The organism is Streptomyces sp. NPDC088794 (genome assembly GCF_044750545.1).
Classification (GTDB): domain Bacteria; phylum Actinomycetota; class Actinomycetes; order Streptomycetales; family Streptomycetaceae; genus Streptomyces.
In genome coordinates this window covers 41,556-58,065 of record NZ_JBIVKB010000026.1, presented here as the reverse complement: position 1 = coordinate 58,065, position 16,510 = coordinate 41,556, and the positions used below count along the sequence as shown (strand labels likewise).

The following is a 16,510-nucleotide window of genomic DNA, read 5'->3' as shown; positions in this document are numbered from 1 at the left end:
GTACTCCCGCTCGGCGGTCACGACCGCGTCTCCCGATACGCCCCCGGCCGCCGCTCGTCCAGATGCCGCAGCACCCGTCGTGCCCGGTCGATCTCCGCCGCGATGTCGATCTCGGCCACCGCGAGGCCCGCCTTGGACCAGGTGCGGGCGAGGATGTCGCCGCCGGGGCCGACCACCTTGGCCTGGCCGAGGAAGCGCATGCCGCCCATCGCGCCGGTCTGGTTGGAGGAGGCGAGGACGACCTGGTTCTCGGCGGCGCGGGACTGGTCGTAGAGGTCGAAGAGCTTGGCCTGGCGGTCCTGGGCCATGCGGGGCGCGCGGTTGGTGATGCTGGTCGGCCACGCGGAGAGGCACGCCAGGATCTCCGCTCCGTCCAGCGCCAGTGAACGCGCCGACTCCGGGAAGGTCTTGTCGTAGTCGATCAGCATGCCCACGCGCCCCACCGGGGTGTCGAAGGCGTCGAAGCGGTCGCCGGGGGAGTAGGCCGCGACCTCGCCCGCCGGGAGGTGGACCTTGCGGTGGCGGCCGAGGACGCCGTCGCCGGAGACACAGACCGCGGCGTTGTAGCGCTCGGTGCCGCCGTCCTCGCAGTAGCCGACGCAGACCACCATCTCGGCGGCCAGGCGCGCGACTTGGAGGAGGAGGGGGTCGTCCGGCTTCAGGGCGGGGGGCAGTGCCTCCGGGTCCGGGTGGCGCAGGTCGGCGAGATAGCCGCCCAGTGCCGCGTCCGGCAGGACCAGCAGGCCCGCGCCCGACGCCCGTGCGTCGTCGATGAGTTTGGCGATCCTCGCCAGGTCGAACTCCAGGTCGCGGCCGAAGTGGGCGGCCACGGCCGCGATCCGGACGGTGCTCATACGGTGACTGCTCCCGCGGGTGTGTAGGTCTCCGGACGCCGGTCGCGCAGGTGACCCATCGACCGGCGAGCGGTCTCCAGGGCTTGTACGACGTCCAGTTCGGCGATCGCCACGCCCGCGCCGACGCCGGTGTCGGCCAGGATCTCGCCGCCCGGGTCGACGACCTTGGCGCTGCCGACGAAGCGTAGCGAGCCGAAGGTGCCTGACTGGTTCGCCGACAGCCACATGATCTGGTTCTCCAGCGCCCTGGCCCGGTCGAAGAGGTCGAAACGGCGCTTCCAGCGGTCCTCGGCCAGGTCCGCCGTCGCGTTCGTGCGGGCGCCCGGCCAGGCCGACACACAGACGCCGATCTCCGCGCCGTCCAGCGCCAACGCCCGCGCCGACTCCGGGAACGCCTTGTCGTAGCAGATCATCATGCCGAGCCGCCCGACCGGTGTGTCGAAGGCGTGGAAGCGGTCGCCCGACGAGTAGCTGGCGTCCTCGCTCAACGGCTGGTGCACCTTGCGGTGGTTGCCCAGGACGCCGTCGCCGTGCACGCAGACGACGCTGTTGTAGCGGTTGCCGTCCGGATCCGCCTCGCAGTAGCCGGCGACCACCGTCAACTCGCCCGCCAGCGCGGCCAGTCGGCGGATCTCCGGGCCGTCGAGCGCCAACGCCGGTGGCCCCTCGTCCAGTTCGGCCCCGTCGTCCAGGCTCAGCAGATAACCGCCCAGACAGGCCTCCGGCAGCGCCAGCAGTCGTACGCCCTCCTCCCGTGCCTCCTTGATCAGGCGCTCGGCGATCGCGAAGTCCTCCTCCAGGTCGCGGCCGAACTCGGCGGCCACGGCGGCCATGCGCAGCGTGCTCATGCGGCTCCCATCCCGGTCACGGTGGAGGTGACCGCTTCGGTGATCTCTCCGTCGGGCCAGCGCAGTCCGACGCCTTGTCCCTCGGTCAACTCACCGCAGACGGCACCGACGGCCGGTCCCGCGGCCAGTGGCGGACGGTCCGGTGCGTCGGCGGTGAGCATCGCGTAGCCGGGGAAGCAGGTCAGCCAGTCGCCCGTCGAGGCCTCCGACGGGCGTGGCACCGCGGCCACGTCGAGCACCGCCCGGCACCCGCTCGCCTCGGCGAGCATCCCGAGGGTGCCGGCGATCCCGGCCATCGACACGTCCTTCGCGGCGGCAGGACGAGCGGCGGCCACCACCCCCGTCATGGCGCGGAGTTCGGGCGTACGGCGGTGGCTCGTCGAGTCCCATTGACGGCCCCGGTAGCCCGCTCGCCAGCCGCCGGCCAGGTCGGCCGTCAGCCGTACCGCGTGCCCGGGGCGACCCCCACCACCCGGCACGGGGTGCGCGGTGCGGCCCAGGGCGGTCACCGACAGGGCGGCGGGGACGCCGAGTTGGGTGTGCCCGCCGAGGACCGGGAGGTCGTACGCCCGTGCCGCCCTGCTCAGTCCGGCCAGCACCCGCGCGGCATGGGACGCGTCCCGCGCGCCCACCGCGTCCAGCAGGCCGAGCGGTGAAGCGCCCATCGCCGCGAGGTCGTTGACGTTGACCAGGACCGCGCACCAGCCCGCCCACTCCGGGTCGCGCTCGACCATCGACGGCACGATCGCGTCGCACGCGGCGATCACGTCGGTGGTGGGGACGGGGGCGCCGTCGTCGCCGACGAAACCGGCGCCACCGGGGGAGAGGGCCGAAAGGAGCGGTCCGAGCGCGGACTTGGTGGCCGCCGCCTGCGCCGCGATGCGTCCGATCGGCCACCGCATCACGATGTGCGGCGCGCCCGCGACCTCGGTCGTCCGCACGGACCGCCAGCCCAGCCGGCGGAACAGCAGCTCGTTGCGGGCCTGGACGGTCGCGTCGAAGCGCAGGGCGCCCTCGGCCTCGGCCCGTGCGCAGGCGGCACGCACCAGAGCGGCGCCGATGCCGTGCGGGCCGCGGGCGTGGGCCGAGACGACCAGCCGGCCGCCCTGCCACCAGCCGATGTCGGGCCCGTCGTCGACCGGCCCGAGCCGCACGCCGCCGACCACGGTGCCGTCGGGCGCCCTCGCGACCAGGACCACTGTGCGCGCATCGAGGTCGCGGTCGTCGGCGTCGTCCCGGGCGAACAGCCCCTGTTCGTGGACGAAGACATCCCGGCGTAGTCGCCGGTATTCCGTCAACTCGGCCCGACCGTCGGCCTGTTCGATGTGAAAGGCAGGTCGGCGAGCCAGCGTGCTGCGGTCGCCGAGCAGGGCCAGGACGTCGAAGGGCTCGTCCCGCACCGGCGCAGCCGAGGATCCGTCGAGATACATCTCTCTCACCCGCCCGCCGTCTTGAGCACACTGCACGCCCCGCAGGCCGGGCACCCCGCCTTCTGGTCAGCGCCGCTCATCCCGGCGGCGACCAGCTTCGCGGCGACGCCCTCGGTGACGTACCGCAGCAACTCGGCGCTCGGCGCGGGGATGCCGTCCCGGGCGGCGAGGGTGCCGCGCATGGGGCGGAAGGGGACGACGAAGGGGTAGACGCCCCGGTCGATCAACTTGCCCGCGCCGGCTATGAGTTCGTCGGGATCCTCGCCCAGTCCGATCAGCAGATAGGTGGAGACACGGTTGCGGCCGAAGACGCGGACCGCCTCGTCCCACGCGGCCTCGTACTCGGCCAGCGGGACGGCCGACTTGCCGGGCATCCAGCGCCGGCGCACCTCGTCGTCCAGGGACTCCACATGGATGCCGATCGCGGTGGCCCCGGCGTCGTGCAGGGCGCCGATCCAGGACAGGTCGCCGGGTGGTTCGCACTGCACCTGGACGGGGAGTCCGGGCACGGCTTCGAGGACGGCGCGCACCGACCGTACGAGGGTGCGGGCGCCGCGATCCGGCCCGGTCGTCGTGCCGGTGGTCATCACCATCTGCTGGACGCCGTCCAACCGCACCGCCGCTTCAGCCACTTCGGCGAGCTGCGCCGGCGTCTTGGCGGCGATCGTGGCCCCGGCGCGCAGCGACTCCTCGATGGTGCAGAAGCGGCAGCGGTCGGACTCGGCGTAGCGGATGCAGGTCTGCACGACGGTGGTGGCGAGGACGTCGGCGCCGTGCAGCCGGGCGATGTGCTCGTAGGGGACGCCGTCGGTGGTCGTCAGGTCGTAGAACCTCGGGCGGCGCACGGCGGTCAGGGTCAGGCCCGTGTCCTCCTCGCCGAGCCACACCCTGCCGTCGCGGACGCGGTAGGGGCTGGCCGGGTTGGTGGGGAGGGCGGCGTTGGCACCGTCGACGACCATGTGCCCGTCGTCACTGGGGCCCGCGCCGTCGGGGCGCCGTACAGGAGTGTCCAACGCCACTCCGCGCAGGGCGAGTTCGGCGCGGGTCAGGATGCGGACGTCCACGGCCGTACTGGTCGATCCGGTGCCAACGCTCACGGCGTGCCCCCTACAGCTGGTAGGTCGAGTTGATGATGGCGCCCTTGCGCGCGTAGTGGATCAGCGCGTCCTGGACGTCCAGCGGGTGGGTGGGGATGACGCCCTCGATGAGGTCCTCCTCGCGGGCGCCGTGCAGCGAGAGGCCGAAGCGGCAGCAGAACACCTTGCCGCCCTCGGCGATGAACGTCTTGAGCTGGTTGTTGATGTTGTGCTCGCCGGGGAAGGCGGAGGTGCCGGTGGTCGGGAAGCCGCGGGTGGCAAGGCAGTTGAGGGAGCCGGGGCCGTAGAAGTAGATGGCGGTCTCGAAGCCCTTGCGCAGTGCGCGGGTCGCCTGGAGCACGGCGACGAAGGACACCGACGACTCGTGGGCGATGCCGTGGACGAGCGTGAAGTAGGTCTCGCCGTCCTCCGCCTTGTAGTCGGGGAACACCTTGGTCGCGCCGTAGATGCTGGTGCCCTCGGGCAGCGACGGGTGCGGGATCTCGGTGAGGGACTTCTGCTCGATCTCGCTGAGTTCGACGGTTTCGGACATGGCTGTCTCCTTGCGCGTACGGGAGGTGAAGGACGGGTCGGAGCTGCGGGAAGGGTCAGTCGTAGAGCGTGGCGAACGTGTCCCGGAAGACCCGGTCGCCGAGTTCGCCACCGCCGGTCGCGGCGGTCATCCGGGCGTACTCGCCGGTGAAGTCGCCCCAGGGCTGGTCGCTGGCGAAGAGCACGCGGTCGTGGCCGAGGCCGCGGTGCTCGATCTCCCGGGCCAGCCAGTACGGCAGGAACCCGATGGCCCAGGAGAGGTCGGTGTAGACGCGCTTGCCGGCCGCGATCCAGTCGAAGAAGCGGGACCCGGCGAGCTTGATGTGGCCGCTCATCCCGCCGCCGAAGTGCACGAGATGGACGGCGACCCGATCGGCGTACCAGTCCACGAGGTGGCCGACCTCGTCGATGTCGGAGGCGGCGCCGGGGGAGGTGTGGACGTGGACGACCAGGTCGTGGTGGGCGGCGACGGCGAAGATGCGGTCCAGTTGGGGGCGGCAGGCCGGGTCGGTGGGCCGGCCGCCGAGCAGGAAGCTCAGCTTCAGGGCCCGTACCCCGCGTTCGCCGGCGAGGGCGAGGGCCAGGTCCGTGCGGTGGGCGTCCTCGGGGCGCGGGGAGACCCAGAGGCCGGCGCGGATGCGGTCGTCGGTCTGGGCGGCCTCGATGGCCAACTCGTTGAAGGAGAAGGCGATCTCGGGGTCGGGGACGCCGTAGTTGGGGATGACCAGGGCGCGTTCGGTGCCCTCCGCGTCCAGGTCTGCGAGCAGCTGCTTGACCGTGGCGCGGGCGGTGGTGTCGGGGTGCACCGGCGGGCCGCCGTAGAAGGGGAAGGCGGGCAGTACGCCGATGTGGCGGTGGGCGTCGTACACCATGGCTCAGCCCACCGGTACCGCGGCGGCGACCCGGGTCGGGGCGCCGGTGAGGGTGCCGCAGACGTCGGCGAGGCGGCGGCCCGCGTCGATGTGCCCGGCGATGAACTCGGCGTCCCTGCCCACCGCTTCGAACCGCCCCGAGCCCCAGGAGTGCTGCCAGGGCAGGCCCACGAAGTACAGCCCCGGCACGCTGGTGACACCGCGCCAGTGCATCGGGTAGCCGCGTCCGTCGAAGGCGGGGATCTCGATCCAGCGGTGGTCGCGGGCGAAGCCGGTCGCCCAGACGACGGAGGTGACGCCTGCCTCCGCCAGGTTCAACTCGCCCGCCTGGACGTCCGGTTCCCACACCGGCGTGTAGCGGGGCTCGGTCGGGGCGTCGATGCCGTGGGCCGCGATGTGGGCGTCGATGGCGTCCTTGATGCCCTCCGCCACGGCGTCCGCGTGGTCGAGGTTGACCTTGAGGTCGTCGGCGAACTCCAGGGCCGGGCCGTCGACCGAGGTCAGCCGGCCGTACAGCCGCATGCCGTCCTTCGCGAAGGCGCGCAGGTCGATGTCCCGGCCGCCGTCCCGCCCGGTGACGTAGTGGTTGACCCGCATGCGCACCGCGCCCGCGTCGTCGAACTCGTCGATGGACCGGGTGTAGTGGCCCATCTCGTCCAGCCAGGCCACACAGTCCCGGCCGCGGTAGAAGCGGGCCACGCGCGGGGCGCTGCCGACCGCCAGGTGCACCTGCCGGCCCGCGAGGTGCAGGTCCTCGGCGATCTGGCAGCCGGACTGTCCCGTGCCCACCACCAGGGCGGCCCCGTCGGGGAGTTGGGCGGGACTGCGGTAGGCGGAGGAGTGGACCTGCTCGATCCCGGCGGGCAGGCGTTCGGCGGCGCGCGGGACCTTGGGGCGGTGGTACGGGCCGGTCGCCACGACGACCTGCTCCGCGGTGAAGTCGCCCGCGGTCGTAGCCAGTTCGTACGTCCCGCCGGCCGGCCTGCGCACCCGGGTGACCGACACGCCCTCCACCAGCGGAGGCCGGAAGTGGGCGACGTATCCCTCCAGGTAGCGCACTATCTCCTCGCGCACCATGAAGCCGTCGGGGTCGTCGCCCCGGTAGGGGTAACCGGGCAGCCTGCACTGCCAGTTGGGGGTGACCAGACAGAAGGAGTCCCAGCGGCGGCTGCGCCACTCGTGCCCGACCCGGTTCGCCTCGACGACGACGTGCTCGATGCCGCGTTCGCGCAGGCAGTGGCTGACCGAGAGGCCGGCCTGGCCGCCGCCGATGACGGCGACCGGGAAGTGGGCACCGGCGAGCCGGCGCGTGTCGGAGTAGGTCTCGGGGTAGGTCTCGGGCATGACATCCCTCCCACGCGAGGCGCCGAGGTCTTTACACCTCGGCGCTGCCTGTGGGACCCACTTCAGCCACCGGCCGTTACCGGTCCAAGTCATCCGGAATAAAGCGGAGTTACGTGGTCCTCACGGTGGGTGGGGAGATGGGCACCCTGAGTTGCCTCCGAGGCAAAAAACGCTTCAGAGTCCCGGCTGCGGGCGGACCGTGAGGAGCTGCTGGGCCTGGCCGACCGGGCCCTCGATGTCGTACAGGACCGTGCTGGTCAGGCCCTGGCCGGTCGGGCCGAAGGTGACCGTCGTGTCCAACCCGGTCCAGGAGCCCACCGGTTGGCGGTGCAGGTGGATCGTGAGGTCGACGTTCGGGAACATCCACTCGGCGGGCGACTCCCGTACGGCGATGCCGTTGGCCGTGTCCACGAGCGCGAGGTAGGAGGCGAGCGGGCCGCTGGGCTCGCCGGCGACGAGGTCGAGCTCGGTGGAGATCCAGGCGGTGGTGCGGCCCGGCTGCGGCGGCGCGAGGGGGCGGACGTCGATCGAGGCGATGTAGCCGCCCGGCCAGGCGTCGGCCATCTTCCACGGGTCGAGGGACTCGGGCGGGGCGAGCCGGGCGTCGGGGCCGCCCGCCACCGCCGTGGTGTCGACGGCGGCGAGCAGCCAGGCGCGGGCCCGGACCACCGGGCGCCCGGCGATCCGCACCACGGCTTCGAGGAGCTCGATGGTGCGGCCGGGGCGGACCGTCTCGACGCTGATCTCGCACTCGTCCAGGGCAGGACGGCCGAGGATGTCGAAACTGATGCGGGACAGCAGCAGCCCGGGGCGCTCGCCGATGTGGCGGTCCAGCGCGTGGGCGATGAGGCCGCCCAGGGGGCTGAAGTGCTGTTCGTCGGAGGACCAGGCGCCGCCCGTGTGCGGGGTGGGCTTGTAGCGGTGGTCGTCGATGCGCTCGTAGTAGGCGGCTGAACTGCTCAACGGATGGATCTCCTCGCGGTGGTCGCAGGCTCGTCCAGCAGCCTACGACCACCGCGACCGGGAGATCCGTTACGGGTAGCTGGTCAGGTTGGCGACGTTGTTGGAGGAGTTGGACGGTCCTCCCGTGTTGTTGATGACGTGGCTGATGGTGCCCGTGCCGCCCAGGGACACCGTCAGCATGCTGGTGAAGCGGACGTTGGAGTTGGTCGGCGCCTCGATGGCACGCGCGGCCACCACGCCCGGGTTGACGTTGAAGTAGCAGTAGCTGCCGAGCCCGTAGGCCTGGTGGCTGGTGACCGAGTCGGCGACCTTGTAGGCCGCGTAGCCCTGGGTGGAGCCGTTCATCCAGGACGCCTGGTTCGGTGGGTCGTAGGGCATCTCGTTCTGGTAGAAGTACGTGCGCCCGCCGTTGCCGTTCCAGATGGTCTGGTACTTCTGATAGTGCTCGACGAACAGGCCGTACATCGTCACGTTGTCGCCGTTGACCGTCAGGCCGTTGTCGGCCGTGTTGCTGGTCCAGCCGACGCCCGAGCCGTGGTCGGCGCGCCAGATCCACATGTGGTCGCCGATCACGTTGTCGCTGTTGACGATCAGGCTGTTGGTGGCCTTGCCGACGCCCGCGCCGCCGACGCGGAAGTACACGTCGTGCAGCGAGGTCGGGTCGGCGGTGTGGGTGGCGGACGAGCCGCTCGGGCCGACCTCCATCAGGGACGGCGAGTTGGTGGTGCCCGCGTCGAAGAGCAGACCCGCGACCTTCACGCCGTCGACGTCCGCGACCTTCATCGCGGTGATGCCGTTGTCCGGGATCAGGGTGGCGAGGCCGAGGCCGAGGATCACCGTGTCGGGGCGGTTCACCTGGAGGGTCTGGTTGAGGTGGTAGACACCGGGCGTCACCAGGAGGTTCTTGCCGGCCGCCAGTGCTTCGTTGATCTGAGCGGCGGTCGCGCCCGGCTTCACGATGTAGAAGCTGTCGATGGACAGCGACGAGCCGGCCGGCGAGCCCGAAGCCCAGCTGGTCCCGGTCGAGTTGGAGCGCAGCGACGGTACGAACACCTGGTAGGCGCCGGCGCTGTCGACGTACAGGAACGGCTTCTCACGCGTGACCGGGGTCTGCGCGACCGTCGTGTAGGGCGGGTTGGGGAAGCTGGTGCCCGGGACGCCCTGGCTGCCGACGAAGACCATGTTCCAGTTGGAGCCGGTCCAGCTGCCGAGCTGCGAGTTGCGGGTCAGCCACTGCTGCTGGCTGCCGGAGTTGACCTGGCCGTCGATCTTGCTGTCGGCGAGCAGCCCGCCGCTGGACCAACCGCCGTCGTCCAGCGCGAGGTTGCCGCGCAGGTGCATCCGGCGGTAGGCCGCCGCCTGCGAGACCGCCCAGCGGTCGGAGCCGCCGGTCGGGGTGACGGAGAGGTTCTCCGCGCCGCGCCAGAAGTTCTGCGTGGCGTTGCCCTGGAACCAGTCGGCCTCGGCGTGCACCGCGCCGTTGATGTTGACCGCGTCCGGGGTCAGACCGAGGCCCAGCACCTGGGTGTAGAAGCCGACGTTGACGTTGGCGCTGTAGGTGCCCGGCTTGAACATCACGGCGTAGCGCTGGGAGCCGAACTGGTTCGTCTCCTGCTGCGAGAAGATCGTGTTCACGCGGCTCTGGATGGTCGACGCCGACATCGACGGGTCGAAGACGACCACGTTCGGGCCGAGGTCGGGGTTGCCGGACGACGGCGGGTTCACGGCGGCCACCTGGAAGCGCTGGGCGGCACTGCCGTTGCAGGTGTACTGGACCAGCTGCACGCTGTCGGCGGTCGAGGCGGCCGGGTCGTCCAGGCACTTGCCGCTGTTGCGGTTGACGAAGTGGTACGCGCCGCCGCCCTCGTCGACCGGCAGCCACTGCTGGTTGGTGCCGCCGCCGTACGTCCACAGCTGGGCCAGCGCGTTGTCGGCCGTGGAGACACCGGTGATGTCGACGACCTGGCTGGTGTTGTTGCCGTTGTTGATGCTGACGTAGCCGTCCGTGGTGGTCGTGAAGCTCCACTGCTGGGCCGTGCTGCCGTTGCAGGTGTACTGCTGCACGGCCGTGCCGTTCGTGGTGGCGGCCGACCTGGCGTCCAGACACTTGCCGCTGGCCGCGTTGGTGAGCGTGGAAAAGCCGGTGGGCAGGGCGGTGGCCGCCGCCTGCGAGGGGCTCGCGGTCAGCAGCGACGCTGCCGCCCCGGCGACCATCGCGACCGCGAGCGGTCTGCGGCCCCGGGAGGCGGTGCGTAGATGACGGAACACGGGTTCTCCTAGCCTGAGTTGCTGAGGGGGGTGGGGTGCGGCCCGGCTCGGCCGGTGCGGGCCGAGCCGGGCCGGTGTACGCCGCGACTCAGTCGGCGTACACCGTCGGTCAGCCGGTGTAGGCCGAGAAGACGCGGGTGTAGTCCCAGTTGCCCTGGCTCACGCCGGAGCAGCTGTCGGCGGGGCCGCCGGTGCAGGGCCGGTCGCGGTTGGCGGACCAGAAGGTCAGCCGGGCCAGGTGGTGCTGCTGGGCGTAGGCGAGGATCGTGCGGAAGTCGGCGACGGTGACGGTCTCGTTGTTGTCGGTGATCCCGTTCATGGACGAGATGCCCATGTCCCGGTAGGCCGCGTCGTCGGTGTAGCCGTACGCGCTCTTCAGCGCGTTCTTCAGGCCCTCGGCGGCCTGGACCGTCAGGTTGCCCATGTTCTGGCCCGCGCCGCCGAAGTCGAACGGCATGATGGCCCACGCGTCCACCGTCAGACCGGAGTTGTGCGCCCGGTTGATCAGGCTGGTGTCGGGGCCGCTCTGCCCGGTGCCGATGGTGATGTAGATCTTGATGCCCGGGTTGTTGGCCTTCACGGTCTTCAGCGCGTCCACCGTGCGCTGCTGCACGGTCCCGTTGCTGTACGCGTCGGCCTCGATGTCGATGTCGATCGCCTTGAGCGCGTAGGCGTTGATCACCTTCTGGTACGCCGCCGCCAGCTCACCGGCGCTGGAGCAGGAGCTCTCCAGCTTGTTGCCGCTGTAGCCGCCGAAGGACGGGATGACCTCGCCGCCGTTGGCCCGGATGGTGTTGATCGTGGACTGGTCCACGCCGCCGGTCAGCGCGCGGCCGCCGTCCCACTGGGGGTTGCAGTAGCCGTTGCTGAGGACGAAGGCGAGCGTGAAGTTCTTGACGCCGGTGGCGTTGGTGATCGTGGTGGGGCTCGGCGGGCTGCCCCAGCCGTTGTAGAGGTAGGGCGCCACGGCCAGGGGCGAGGAGGTCGGCGGGTTGTCGCCGCCGGCGGCGGGCGCGGTCCACTTCTGGTTGGCGCCGCCGGAGCACGTCCAGATCTGGGCGCGGGTGCCGTTGGCCGAGGAGTTGCCGGTGGCGTCCAGGCACTTGTTGGCCTGCGTGCCGACGATGTCGCGGGCGGCGGAGACGGTCCACTTCTGGTTGGCGGCGCCGGAACACGTCCACAGCTGGATCTTGGTGCCGTCGGCGGTCGAACTCCCGGTGACGTCAAGACACTTGCCCAGCGCGCGGATCGTGCCGTCGGTGCCCACGGTCCACTGCTGGGCGGCGGTGCCGTTGCAGTCGTAGAGCTGGACGGCCGTGCCGTCGGCGGAGCTGGCGCCCGCCACGTCCAGGCACTTGCCGCCGAGGCCGGTGATCGTGCCGGTCGCGGCGGAGGCGGGGGTGCTGGCGAGGAGGCCGGCGGAGAGGGTGAGTGCCGCGACGGAGAGCGCGGCGACGAGTGGTCTGGGCATGACAGATCGGCCCTTTCGTGGGGGGTGGGACGCCCGGGGCCGGGGCGACCGGTGCAGGGCGAACGCACGCGTGGTACTGGGGCTGACCGGTGAACTTAAAGGTATGGACCACTTACGTCAAGAGGTGAAGTAAGGTTTGACGGAAGCGGCTTGCCTGACGTCAGGGTGTGACGGCAACGCTTCAGGCCAGTTTGCGGCAGTACAGCGCGTCCGGTGTCCGCGACGAGCCCAGCCGGCCCGTGTACGCGACGCCCGCCGCGTACTCGTCGTCGGCGCACTGGCCCTTGTAGTTGCCGGACGCGAAGTCTCCGCCCTTCGGCGCCGATCCCCGGTTGTCACCGCGGTCGAACCAGACGGTACGGCCGCCGGAACCGAGCCGTCCGGCGGACGCGGTCGCGCACAGGACGGCCGATACGGCGGCGCCGCGGACGCTGTATCCCGTCATGAACTGACCGTCGGCGCACTGGAGTTTGGTGTAGCCCGACGCCCAGTCGCCGCCCGCCGCGACATGCCGTTCGTCGACGACCACCTCGTGGGCGCCGGCCGGTGCCCACAGCGCGCCCGCGGTCACGTCCGAGCACAGCGCCCGGTTGCCCGTGTGGCTCAGACCCAGCAGCCGCTGCCCGTCGGGGCAGGCCGCCTTGCGGGCGCCGGAGTCCCAGTCGGGCAGGGCGCGCAGCCGCCGGGACTGGACGAAGTCGCCGTGGTCGGGGCTGAGCTGGGACCACTCCGGCACGGCCGCCACGGGCCCGGTCCGGCCGGTCGCGGTGATCAGCCGGGTCCAGGCGGCCGCCCGCCAGTCGTCACCGTCGTACAGGCCCATGCGCCGGCCCTGGCTGTCCCAGTGCAGCAGGGCCCAGCCGTTGCCGGTGCGGTTCTCGTGCCAGCCGACCAGCGGCCAGTAGGCGAAGTCGGCGTCGTTGCGGATCAGTTCGTCGACGAAGTTCTCGAACCAGGCGCGCGGTTTCGCGCCGGTCTCCTCCCGGCCGCCGACGCCGAACTCGCTGATCCAGACAGGTGCGGTGAAGTGCTGGTCCTGCTCGGCGGTCACGAAGAAGGCCTGCCGGTACAGGACTTGGGTCAGCTCGGCCGGAGTCAGGTCGCGGTAGCGGGGGTCGCTGGTCTCGCCTGTGCCGGTCGCTCCGCTGTGGTTGGGGCCGGTGTAGTCGTAGAAGTGGGCCGAGTAGACGAGCTTGCCGGAGTCGACGAGGGTGTGCGAGAGGGTGCGTACGGGTGCCAGGGTGGGGCGTTCGTGCGCGAAGCCGTCGATCGGGATGCCGGTCCAGTTGATGCCCTCGACGACGATCAGCAGATCGGGGTTGGCCTCCGTGAGGATGCGATCGCCGACGTGCTGCGAGGCGGCGAACCAGTCGTGGTCGTCGCCCAGGCCCCAGTTGGGGTCGTCCCAGACGTTGCGGCGCACCTCGTTGTAGAGGTCGGCGCCGACCACGCGCTTGTTGTCCCGGTAGCGGCGGGCCATGAACAGCCAGTCGTCCTCCCAGGTCTGGGTCGACTGGCTCGCGTTCCAGCGCTCGTTCCCGTCGACCCCGCAGCACCAACGGGTCGTGTTGGTGTGGTTGTTGAGGATCACGGCGAGCCCGGCGGCGGTCAGCTCGCGCACCACCACGTCGTACACCTGGAGCGGGGTCAGACCGTGCAGGGACGGGTTGGCGGCGACCGAGCGGTCCGTGACGGGCACGGTGTCGTGGATCATCTCGTTGGAGAACGGCAGCCGGATGCTGTTGATGCCGATCTCTTTGAAACCGGCGATGATCTCGGCGATGGACGCGCGGTCCAGGCCCAGCGGCATCCGGCCGGAGTTCTCCCCCGCGTGGTGGTTGGCGTCGTCGTCCGTGCTGCCCGAGCCGTTCCAAGTGCCGCTGGCGCCGTGCCAGTTGCCGGAGCGGAGCTTGAAGCGGTTGCCGTTGGCGTCGACGATCCAGCGGCCCCGGGTGCTGAGCGGGGGCGTCCAGTCGGTGGCGGCGACCACGGGAGAGGTGACCGGCGCCGGCGCGGCCGGCTCGGCTCCCGATTCGGCCGAGGCCGTCGACACCGGTACCGGAAGTACCAGCAGGAGTACGGCGGCCAGAGTGGCCCTGACGAGGGATCCGCGCACGGTGACCGCCCTGCGAGACGACGTCGTTGTTGTCATGGCAGCGTCATCATGGGGGGTGGGTGCGGGGCAGGTCCAGTCCTGGGAGGGTGTTGGTCCGGTCCAGGACTGGACGTTCCTCGTGACCGTGGTCTTCGTAGCGGTGGCTATGGCTATGGCTAAGGCTTCGGCCGTGGCTATGACGCCCCGTCCACCCCCAGCGACCGCGACCGCACCCGCGCCAGATGGTGGGCGAAGACCTCGCGGGTATCCGGGGTCAGGGTGCGCAGCGCGACCAGGGCCGTGATGACGACATCGCACAGTTCCGCCTGGACGTCGTCCCACGTGTGGGTGATGCCCTTGCGCGGGTTCTGGCCGGTCGCCCCGATCACCGCCTCGGCGACCTCGCCGACCTCCTCCGACAGCTTGAGCATGCGCAGCAGCATGCCTTCCTTGCCGTCGAGCGGACGGTTCGCCTCCAGCCAGGTCCACAGGTCGTCGATGGCGGCCCAGAGGTCGACGGGAGCGGCGGCCGGCGGGGCGGAAAGGTCCTGATCACTCATACACGGAGCCTGTCACGCGGGCTCACCGGTCGAACAGCACCTCCTGCGCCCCCGCCCCCTCCTCCCAGTCCTCCCCTTCCTCCTCGTCCACCACCCTCCGCAGTCGCTGGTTCCGCATCCCCACGACCGCCGCCGTCACCGCCGCCGTCACGCCCAGTGCCACCGGGACCATCCAGTTGCGGTCGACCGCGTGGCCGAGGGCGTGGTCGAGGGAGAGGCGGCCCGGGCCCGTGACGGCGAGGCCGGCCGCGGTCAGGCTCAGGCTCGCCGCGTACTCGTAGCCGCCGCCCGCGGCGAAGAAGCCGTTCGGGGTGTGCACCGCGGCCGCCCCCGCCATCGCCCCGGCCGCCGCCGCGCCCGCCGCCGGGGTGGCCAGGCCCAGGGCCAGCAGGGTGCCGCCGCCCGCCTCGGCGAGGCCCGCCGCCGTGGCGCTGGCCCGGCCGGGCGCGTAGCCCACGGACTCCATGAACCGGCCGGTCCCCTCGATCCCGTGCCCTCCGAACCAGCCGAACAGCTTCTGCGCGCCGTGCGCGGCCAGCACACCTCCCGTGCCCAGCCGGAGCAACAGCAGGCCCAGATCACGTCGGTCGTAGCAGGTCACGTCGACTCCCGGTGCGGTCGGCAGGAACAGGTCACCTCCCCATGTCTCCGCCGGTCTCCATCGACGGCCCTCCCCGTGTCTCCACCGTCCCACCGCACCCACCCCGCAGGCCCGTTCGCGCGGCCGTTCGGGTGGCGGTCGTGGGGGAGCGGTGTGAGTCTGCTGGCATGACGATTCAGCCAGCCAAACTCACCGACCCGACCGTCCGGGCCTTCGTCACCGCCGTCAACGCCCATGACCGCGACGGCTTCGTGGCGCTGCTCGCGCCCGGCGCGACGATGGCGGACGACGGCTCCGACCGGGACCTCGACGAGTGGATCGACCGGGAGATCTTCTCCTCCAACGGTCACCTCGACGTCGACAACGAGTCCCAGGGCGGCCGCGCGCTCCTCGCGAACTACCGCAACGACACCTGGGGCGAGATGCGCACCCGGTGGAGTTTCACGGTCGAGGACGACGGCAGGATCTCCCGGTTCGAGACCGGGCAGGCGTGACCGGTCCGTAGGACCCACTCTTGAAAACGCCCCGCCTTCCGCATACCCCTTGCCTTCGTGTGCGCTCCAACTCCTAGCGTCTGTCGGTATGAAGACCAACAGGACACTCGGCCGCAGCGGTATCGAAGTGAGCGCCCTCGGTTTCGGCTGCTGGGCCATCGGGGGAGAGTGGCAGGATCCCGACGGACAGCCCCTGGGCTGGGGCAAGGTCGACGACGACGAGTCCGTACGGGCGATCCGCCGCGCCCTCGACCTCGGGGTGACGTACTTCGACACCGCCGACACCTACGGCGCCGGGCACAGTGAGCGCGTGCTCGGGCGAGCGCTCGGCAAGCGGCGCGAGGACGTCGTGGTCGCCACCAAGTGGGGCAACGTCTTCGACGAGGAGACCCGCACCCTCACCGGCAGCGACGACACCCCGGAGTACGCCCGCCGCGCCCTGACCGCCTCGCTGGAGCGGCTCGGCACTGAGTACGTCGATCTCTACCAGCTGCACCTCTCCGACGCCGATCCGCAGCGGGCGGCCGAACTCCGGGACCAGTGCGAGGAGTTCGTGCGCGAGGGCCTCATTCGCGCCTATGCCTGGAGCACCGACGACCCCGCCCGGGCCGCCGTGTTCGCGCAGGGGGAGCACTGCGCCGCCGTTCAGCACGCGCTCAACGTGCTGAACGACGCGCCCGACATGCTCACGCTGTGCGAGGAGTCCGGGCTCGCGAGCGTCAACCGCAGTCCCCTCGCCATGGGTCTGCTGACCGGGAAGCAGCGCGCCGGACGCGCCCTCGAAGCGGGCGACATCCGCAACACCCCGCCTGCCTGGCTGACCGGCTTCAAGCAGGGCGAGGGCGCCGACGAGGACTGGGTCGCCCGGGTGGACGCCCTGCGTTCCATCCTCACCAGCGAGGGCCGCACACCCGCCCAGGGCGCCCTCGCCTGGATCTGGGCGCGCAGCCCGCGGACGATCCCGATCCCCGGGTTCCGGTCGGTCGAGCAGGCCGAGCAGAACGCGGGCGCCATCGAGAAGGGGCCGCTCACCGCCTGGCAGCTGGCCGAGATCGACCGGGTGCTCGGAAGGTGAACGGCCC

Annotated in this window: 15 protein-coding genes; 2 read left to right on the top strand and 13 right to left on the bottom strand. The window is 71.3% G+C overall.

Translation table 11 applies throughout. The annotated features are described in order from the left end of the window. Positions 1-17: 17 nt before the first annotated feature. From ACIP6U_RS45735 to ACIP6U_RS45675, 13 genes are all read right to left on the bottom strand, one after another. A complete protein-coding gene (locus ACIP6U_RS45735; protein WP_401729155.1) occupies positions 18-854 on the bottom strand; it encodes a carbon-nitrogen hydrolase family protein in 837 nt (278 codons plus the stop codon). Further along, entirely contained in the window at positions 851-1,702 is an 852-nt protein-coding gene (locus tag ACIP6U_RS45730; RefSeq protein ID WP_401729153.1) for a carbon-nitrogen hydrolase family protein, read from the bottom strand. Before ACIP6U_RS45730 ends, ACIP6U_RS45735 begins: the two co-directional genes overlap by 4 nt. Then, the gene (locus ACIP6U_RS45725) at positions 1,699-3,132 is read right to left on the bottom strand and encodes an MSMEG_0567/sll0787 family protein (protein ID WP_401729151.1); all 1,434 of its coding nucleotides are present in this window, start codon (positions 3,130-3,132) and stop codon (positions 1,699-1,701) included. The genes ACIP6U_RS45730 and ACIP6U_RS45725 overlap by 4 nt, the downstream gene beginning before the upstream one ends. Positions 3,133-3,137: 5 nt before the next feature. Next, complete coding sequence (locus ACIP6U_RS45720) at positions 3,138-4,229, bottom strand: MSMEG_0568 family radical SAM protein (RefSeq protein WP_401729150.1); 1,092 nt, start codon at positions 4,227-4,229, stop codon at positions 3,138-3,140. A 10-nt stretch (positions 4,230-4,239) separates the two neighbouring features. Then, positions 4,240-4,761 carry an MSMEG_0572/Sll0783 family nitrogen starvation response protein gene (locus ACIP6U_RS45715; RefSeq protein ID WP_280877547.1) on the bottom strand — a complete coding sequence of 174 codons (522 nt, stop codon included), beginning with the start codon at positions 4,759-4,761 and terminating at the stop codon, positions 4,240-4,242. A 55-nt stretch (positions 4,762-4,816) separates the two neighbouring features. Next, a complete protein-coding gene (locus ACIP6U_RS45710; protein WP_401729148.1) occupies positions 4,817-5,632 on the bottom strand; it encodes an amidohydrolase family protein in 816 nt (271 codons plus the stop codon). A 3-nt stretch (positions 5,633-5,635) separates the two neighbouring features. After that, on the bottom strand, positions 5,636-6,976 hold the full coding sequence (locus tag ACIP6U_RS45705) for an MSMEG_0569 family flavin-dependent oxidoreductase (protein ID WP_401729146.1): 1,341 nt from the start codon (positions 6,974-6,976) through the stop codon (positions 5,636-5,638). A gap of 174 nt (positions 6,977-7,150) precedes the next feature. Continuing rightward, positions 7,151-7,939: a thioesterase family protein gene (locus ACIP6U_RS45700; protein ID WP_401729145.1), complete on the bottom strand. Its 789-nt coding sequence runs from the start codon at positions 7,937-7,939 to the stop codon at positions 7,151-7,153. A gap of 69 nt (positions 7,940-8,008) precedes the next feature. Further along, entirely contained in the window at positions 8,009-10,153 is a 2,145-nt protein-coding gene (locus ACIP6U_RS45695) for an RICIN domain-containing protein (protein ID WP_401729224.1), read from the bottom strand. Between the two features lie 163 nt (positions 10,154-10,316). Beyond that, positions 10,317-11,678 carry a lectin gene (locus tag ACIP6U_RS45690; protein ID WP_401729143.1) on the bottom strand — a complete coding sequence of 454 codons (1,362 nt, stop codon included), beginning with the start codon at positions 11,676-11,678 and terminating at the stop codon, positions 10,317-10,319. A gap of 181 nt (positions 11,679-11,859) precedes the next feature. Continuing rightward, a complete protein-coding gene (locus ACIP6U_RS45685; RefSeq protein ID WP_401729141.1) occupies positions 11,860-13,830 on the bottom strand; it encodes a glycoside hydrolase family 5 protein in 1,971 nt (656 codons plus the stop codon). Between the two features lie 137 nt (positions 13,831-13,967). After that, positions 13,968-14,333 (bottom strand): MazG-like family protein, encoded by a 366-nt coding sequence (locus ACIP6U_RS45680; protein ID WP_401729140.1) that lies wholly within the window; start codon positions 14,331-14,333, stop codon positions 13,968-13,970. A 22-nt stretch (positions 14,334-14,355) separates the two neighbouring features. After that, the gene (locus ACIP6U_RS45675) at positions 14,356-14,934 is read right to left on the bottom strand and encodes a DoxX family protein (RefSeq protein ID WP_401729139.1); all 579 of its coding nucleotides are present in this window, start codon (positions 14,932-14,934) and stop codon (positions 14,356-14,358) included. 167 nt (positions 14,935-15,101) lie between these two features. Between ACIP6U_RS45675 and ACIP6U_RS45670 the strand changes: the two genes are divergently transcribed. Both ACIP6U_RS45670 and ACIP6U_RS45665 read left to right on the top strand, forming a co-directional pair. Further along, positions 15,102-15,428, top strand: a complete 327-nt coding sequence (locus ACIP6U_RS45670) for a nuclear transport factor 2 family protein (RefSeq protein ID WP_401729138.1) — start codon at positions 15,102-15,104, stop codon at positions 15,426-15,428. Positions 15,429-15,516: 88 nt separating this feature from the next. Further along, entirely contained in the window at positions 15,517-16,503 is a 987-nt protein-coding gene (locus tag ACIP6U_RS45665) for an aldo/keto reductase (RefSeq protein WP_401729137.1), read from the top strand. The last annotated feature ends 7 nt before the right edge of the window (positions 16,504-16,510 follow it).

Excerpts from the sequence above, each read along its gene's own strand:
- ACIP6U_RS45735 (WP_401729155.1), bottom strand. The coding sequence starts at position 854 with ATGAGCACCGTCCGGATCGCGGCCGTGGCCGCCCACTTCGGCCGCGAC.
- ACIP6U_RS45730 (WP_401729153.1), bottom strand. The coding sequence starts at position 1,702 with ATGAGCACGCTGCGCATGGCCGCCGTGGCCGCCGAGTTCGGCCGCGAC.
- ACIP6U_RS45725 (WP_401729151.1), bottom strand. The coding sequence starts at position 3,132 with ATGTATCTCGACGGATCCTCGGCTGCGCCGGTGCGGGACGAGCCCTTC.
- ACIP6U_RS45715 (WP_280877547.1), bottom strand. The coding sequence starts at position 4,761 with ATGTCCGAAACCGTCGAACTCAGCGAGATCGAGCAGAAGTCCCTCACC.
- ACIP6U_RS45710 (WP_401729148.1), bottom strand. The coding sequence starts at position 5,632 with ATGGTGTACGACGCCCACCGCCACATCGGCGTACTGCCCGCCTTCCCC.
- ACIP6U_RS45705 (WP_401729146.1), bottom strand. The coding sequence starts at position 6,976 with ATGCCCGAGACCTACCCCGAGACCTACTCCGACACGCGCCGGCTCGCC.
- ACIP6U_RS45695 (WP_401729224.1), bottom strand. The coding sequence starts at position 10,153 with ATGGTCGCCGGGGCGGCAGCGTCGCTGCTGACCGCGAGCCCCTCGCAG.
- ACIP6U_RS45690 (WP_401729143.1), bottom strand. The coding sequence starts at position 11,678 with ATGCCCAGACCACTCGTCGCCGCGCTCTCCGTCGCGGCACTCACCCTC.
- ACIP6U_RS45685 (WP_401729141.1), bottom strand. The coding sequence starts at position 13,830 with ATGACAACAACGACGTCGTCTCGCAGGGCGGTCACCGTGCGCGGATCC.
- ACIP6U_RS45680 (WP_401729140.1), bottom strand. The coding sequence starts at position 14,333 with ATGAGTGATCAGGACCTTTCCGCCCCGCCGGCCGCCGCTCCCGTCGAC.
- ACIP6U_RS45670 (WP_401729138.1), top strand. The coding sequence starts at position 15,102 with ATGACGATTCAGCCAGCCAAACTCACCGACCCGACCGTCCGGGCCTTC.
- ACIP6U_RS45665 (WP_401729137.1), top strand. The coding sequence starts at position 15,517 with ATGAAGACCAACAGGACACTCGGCCGCAGCGGTATCGAAGTGAGCGCC.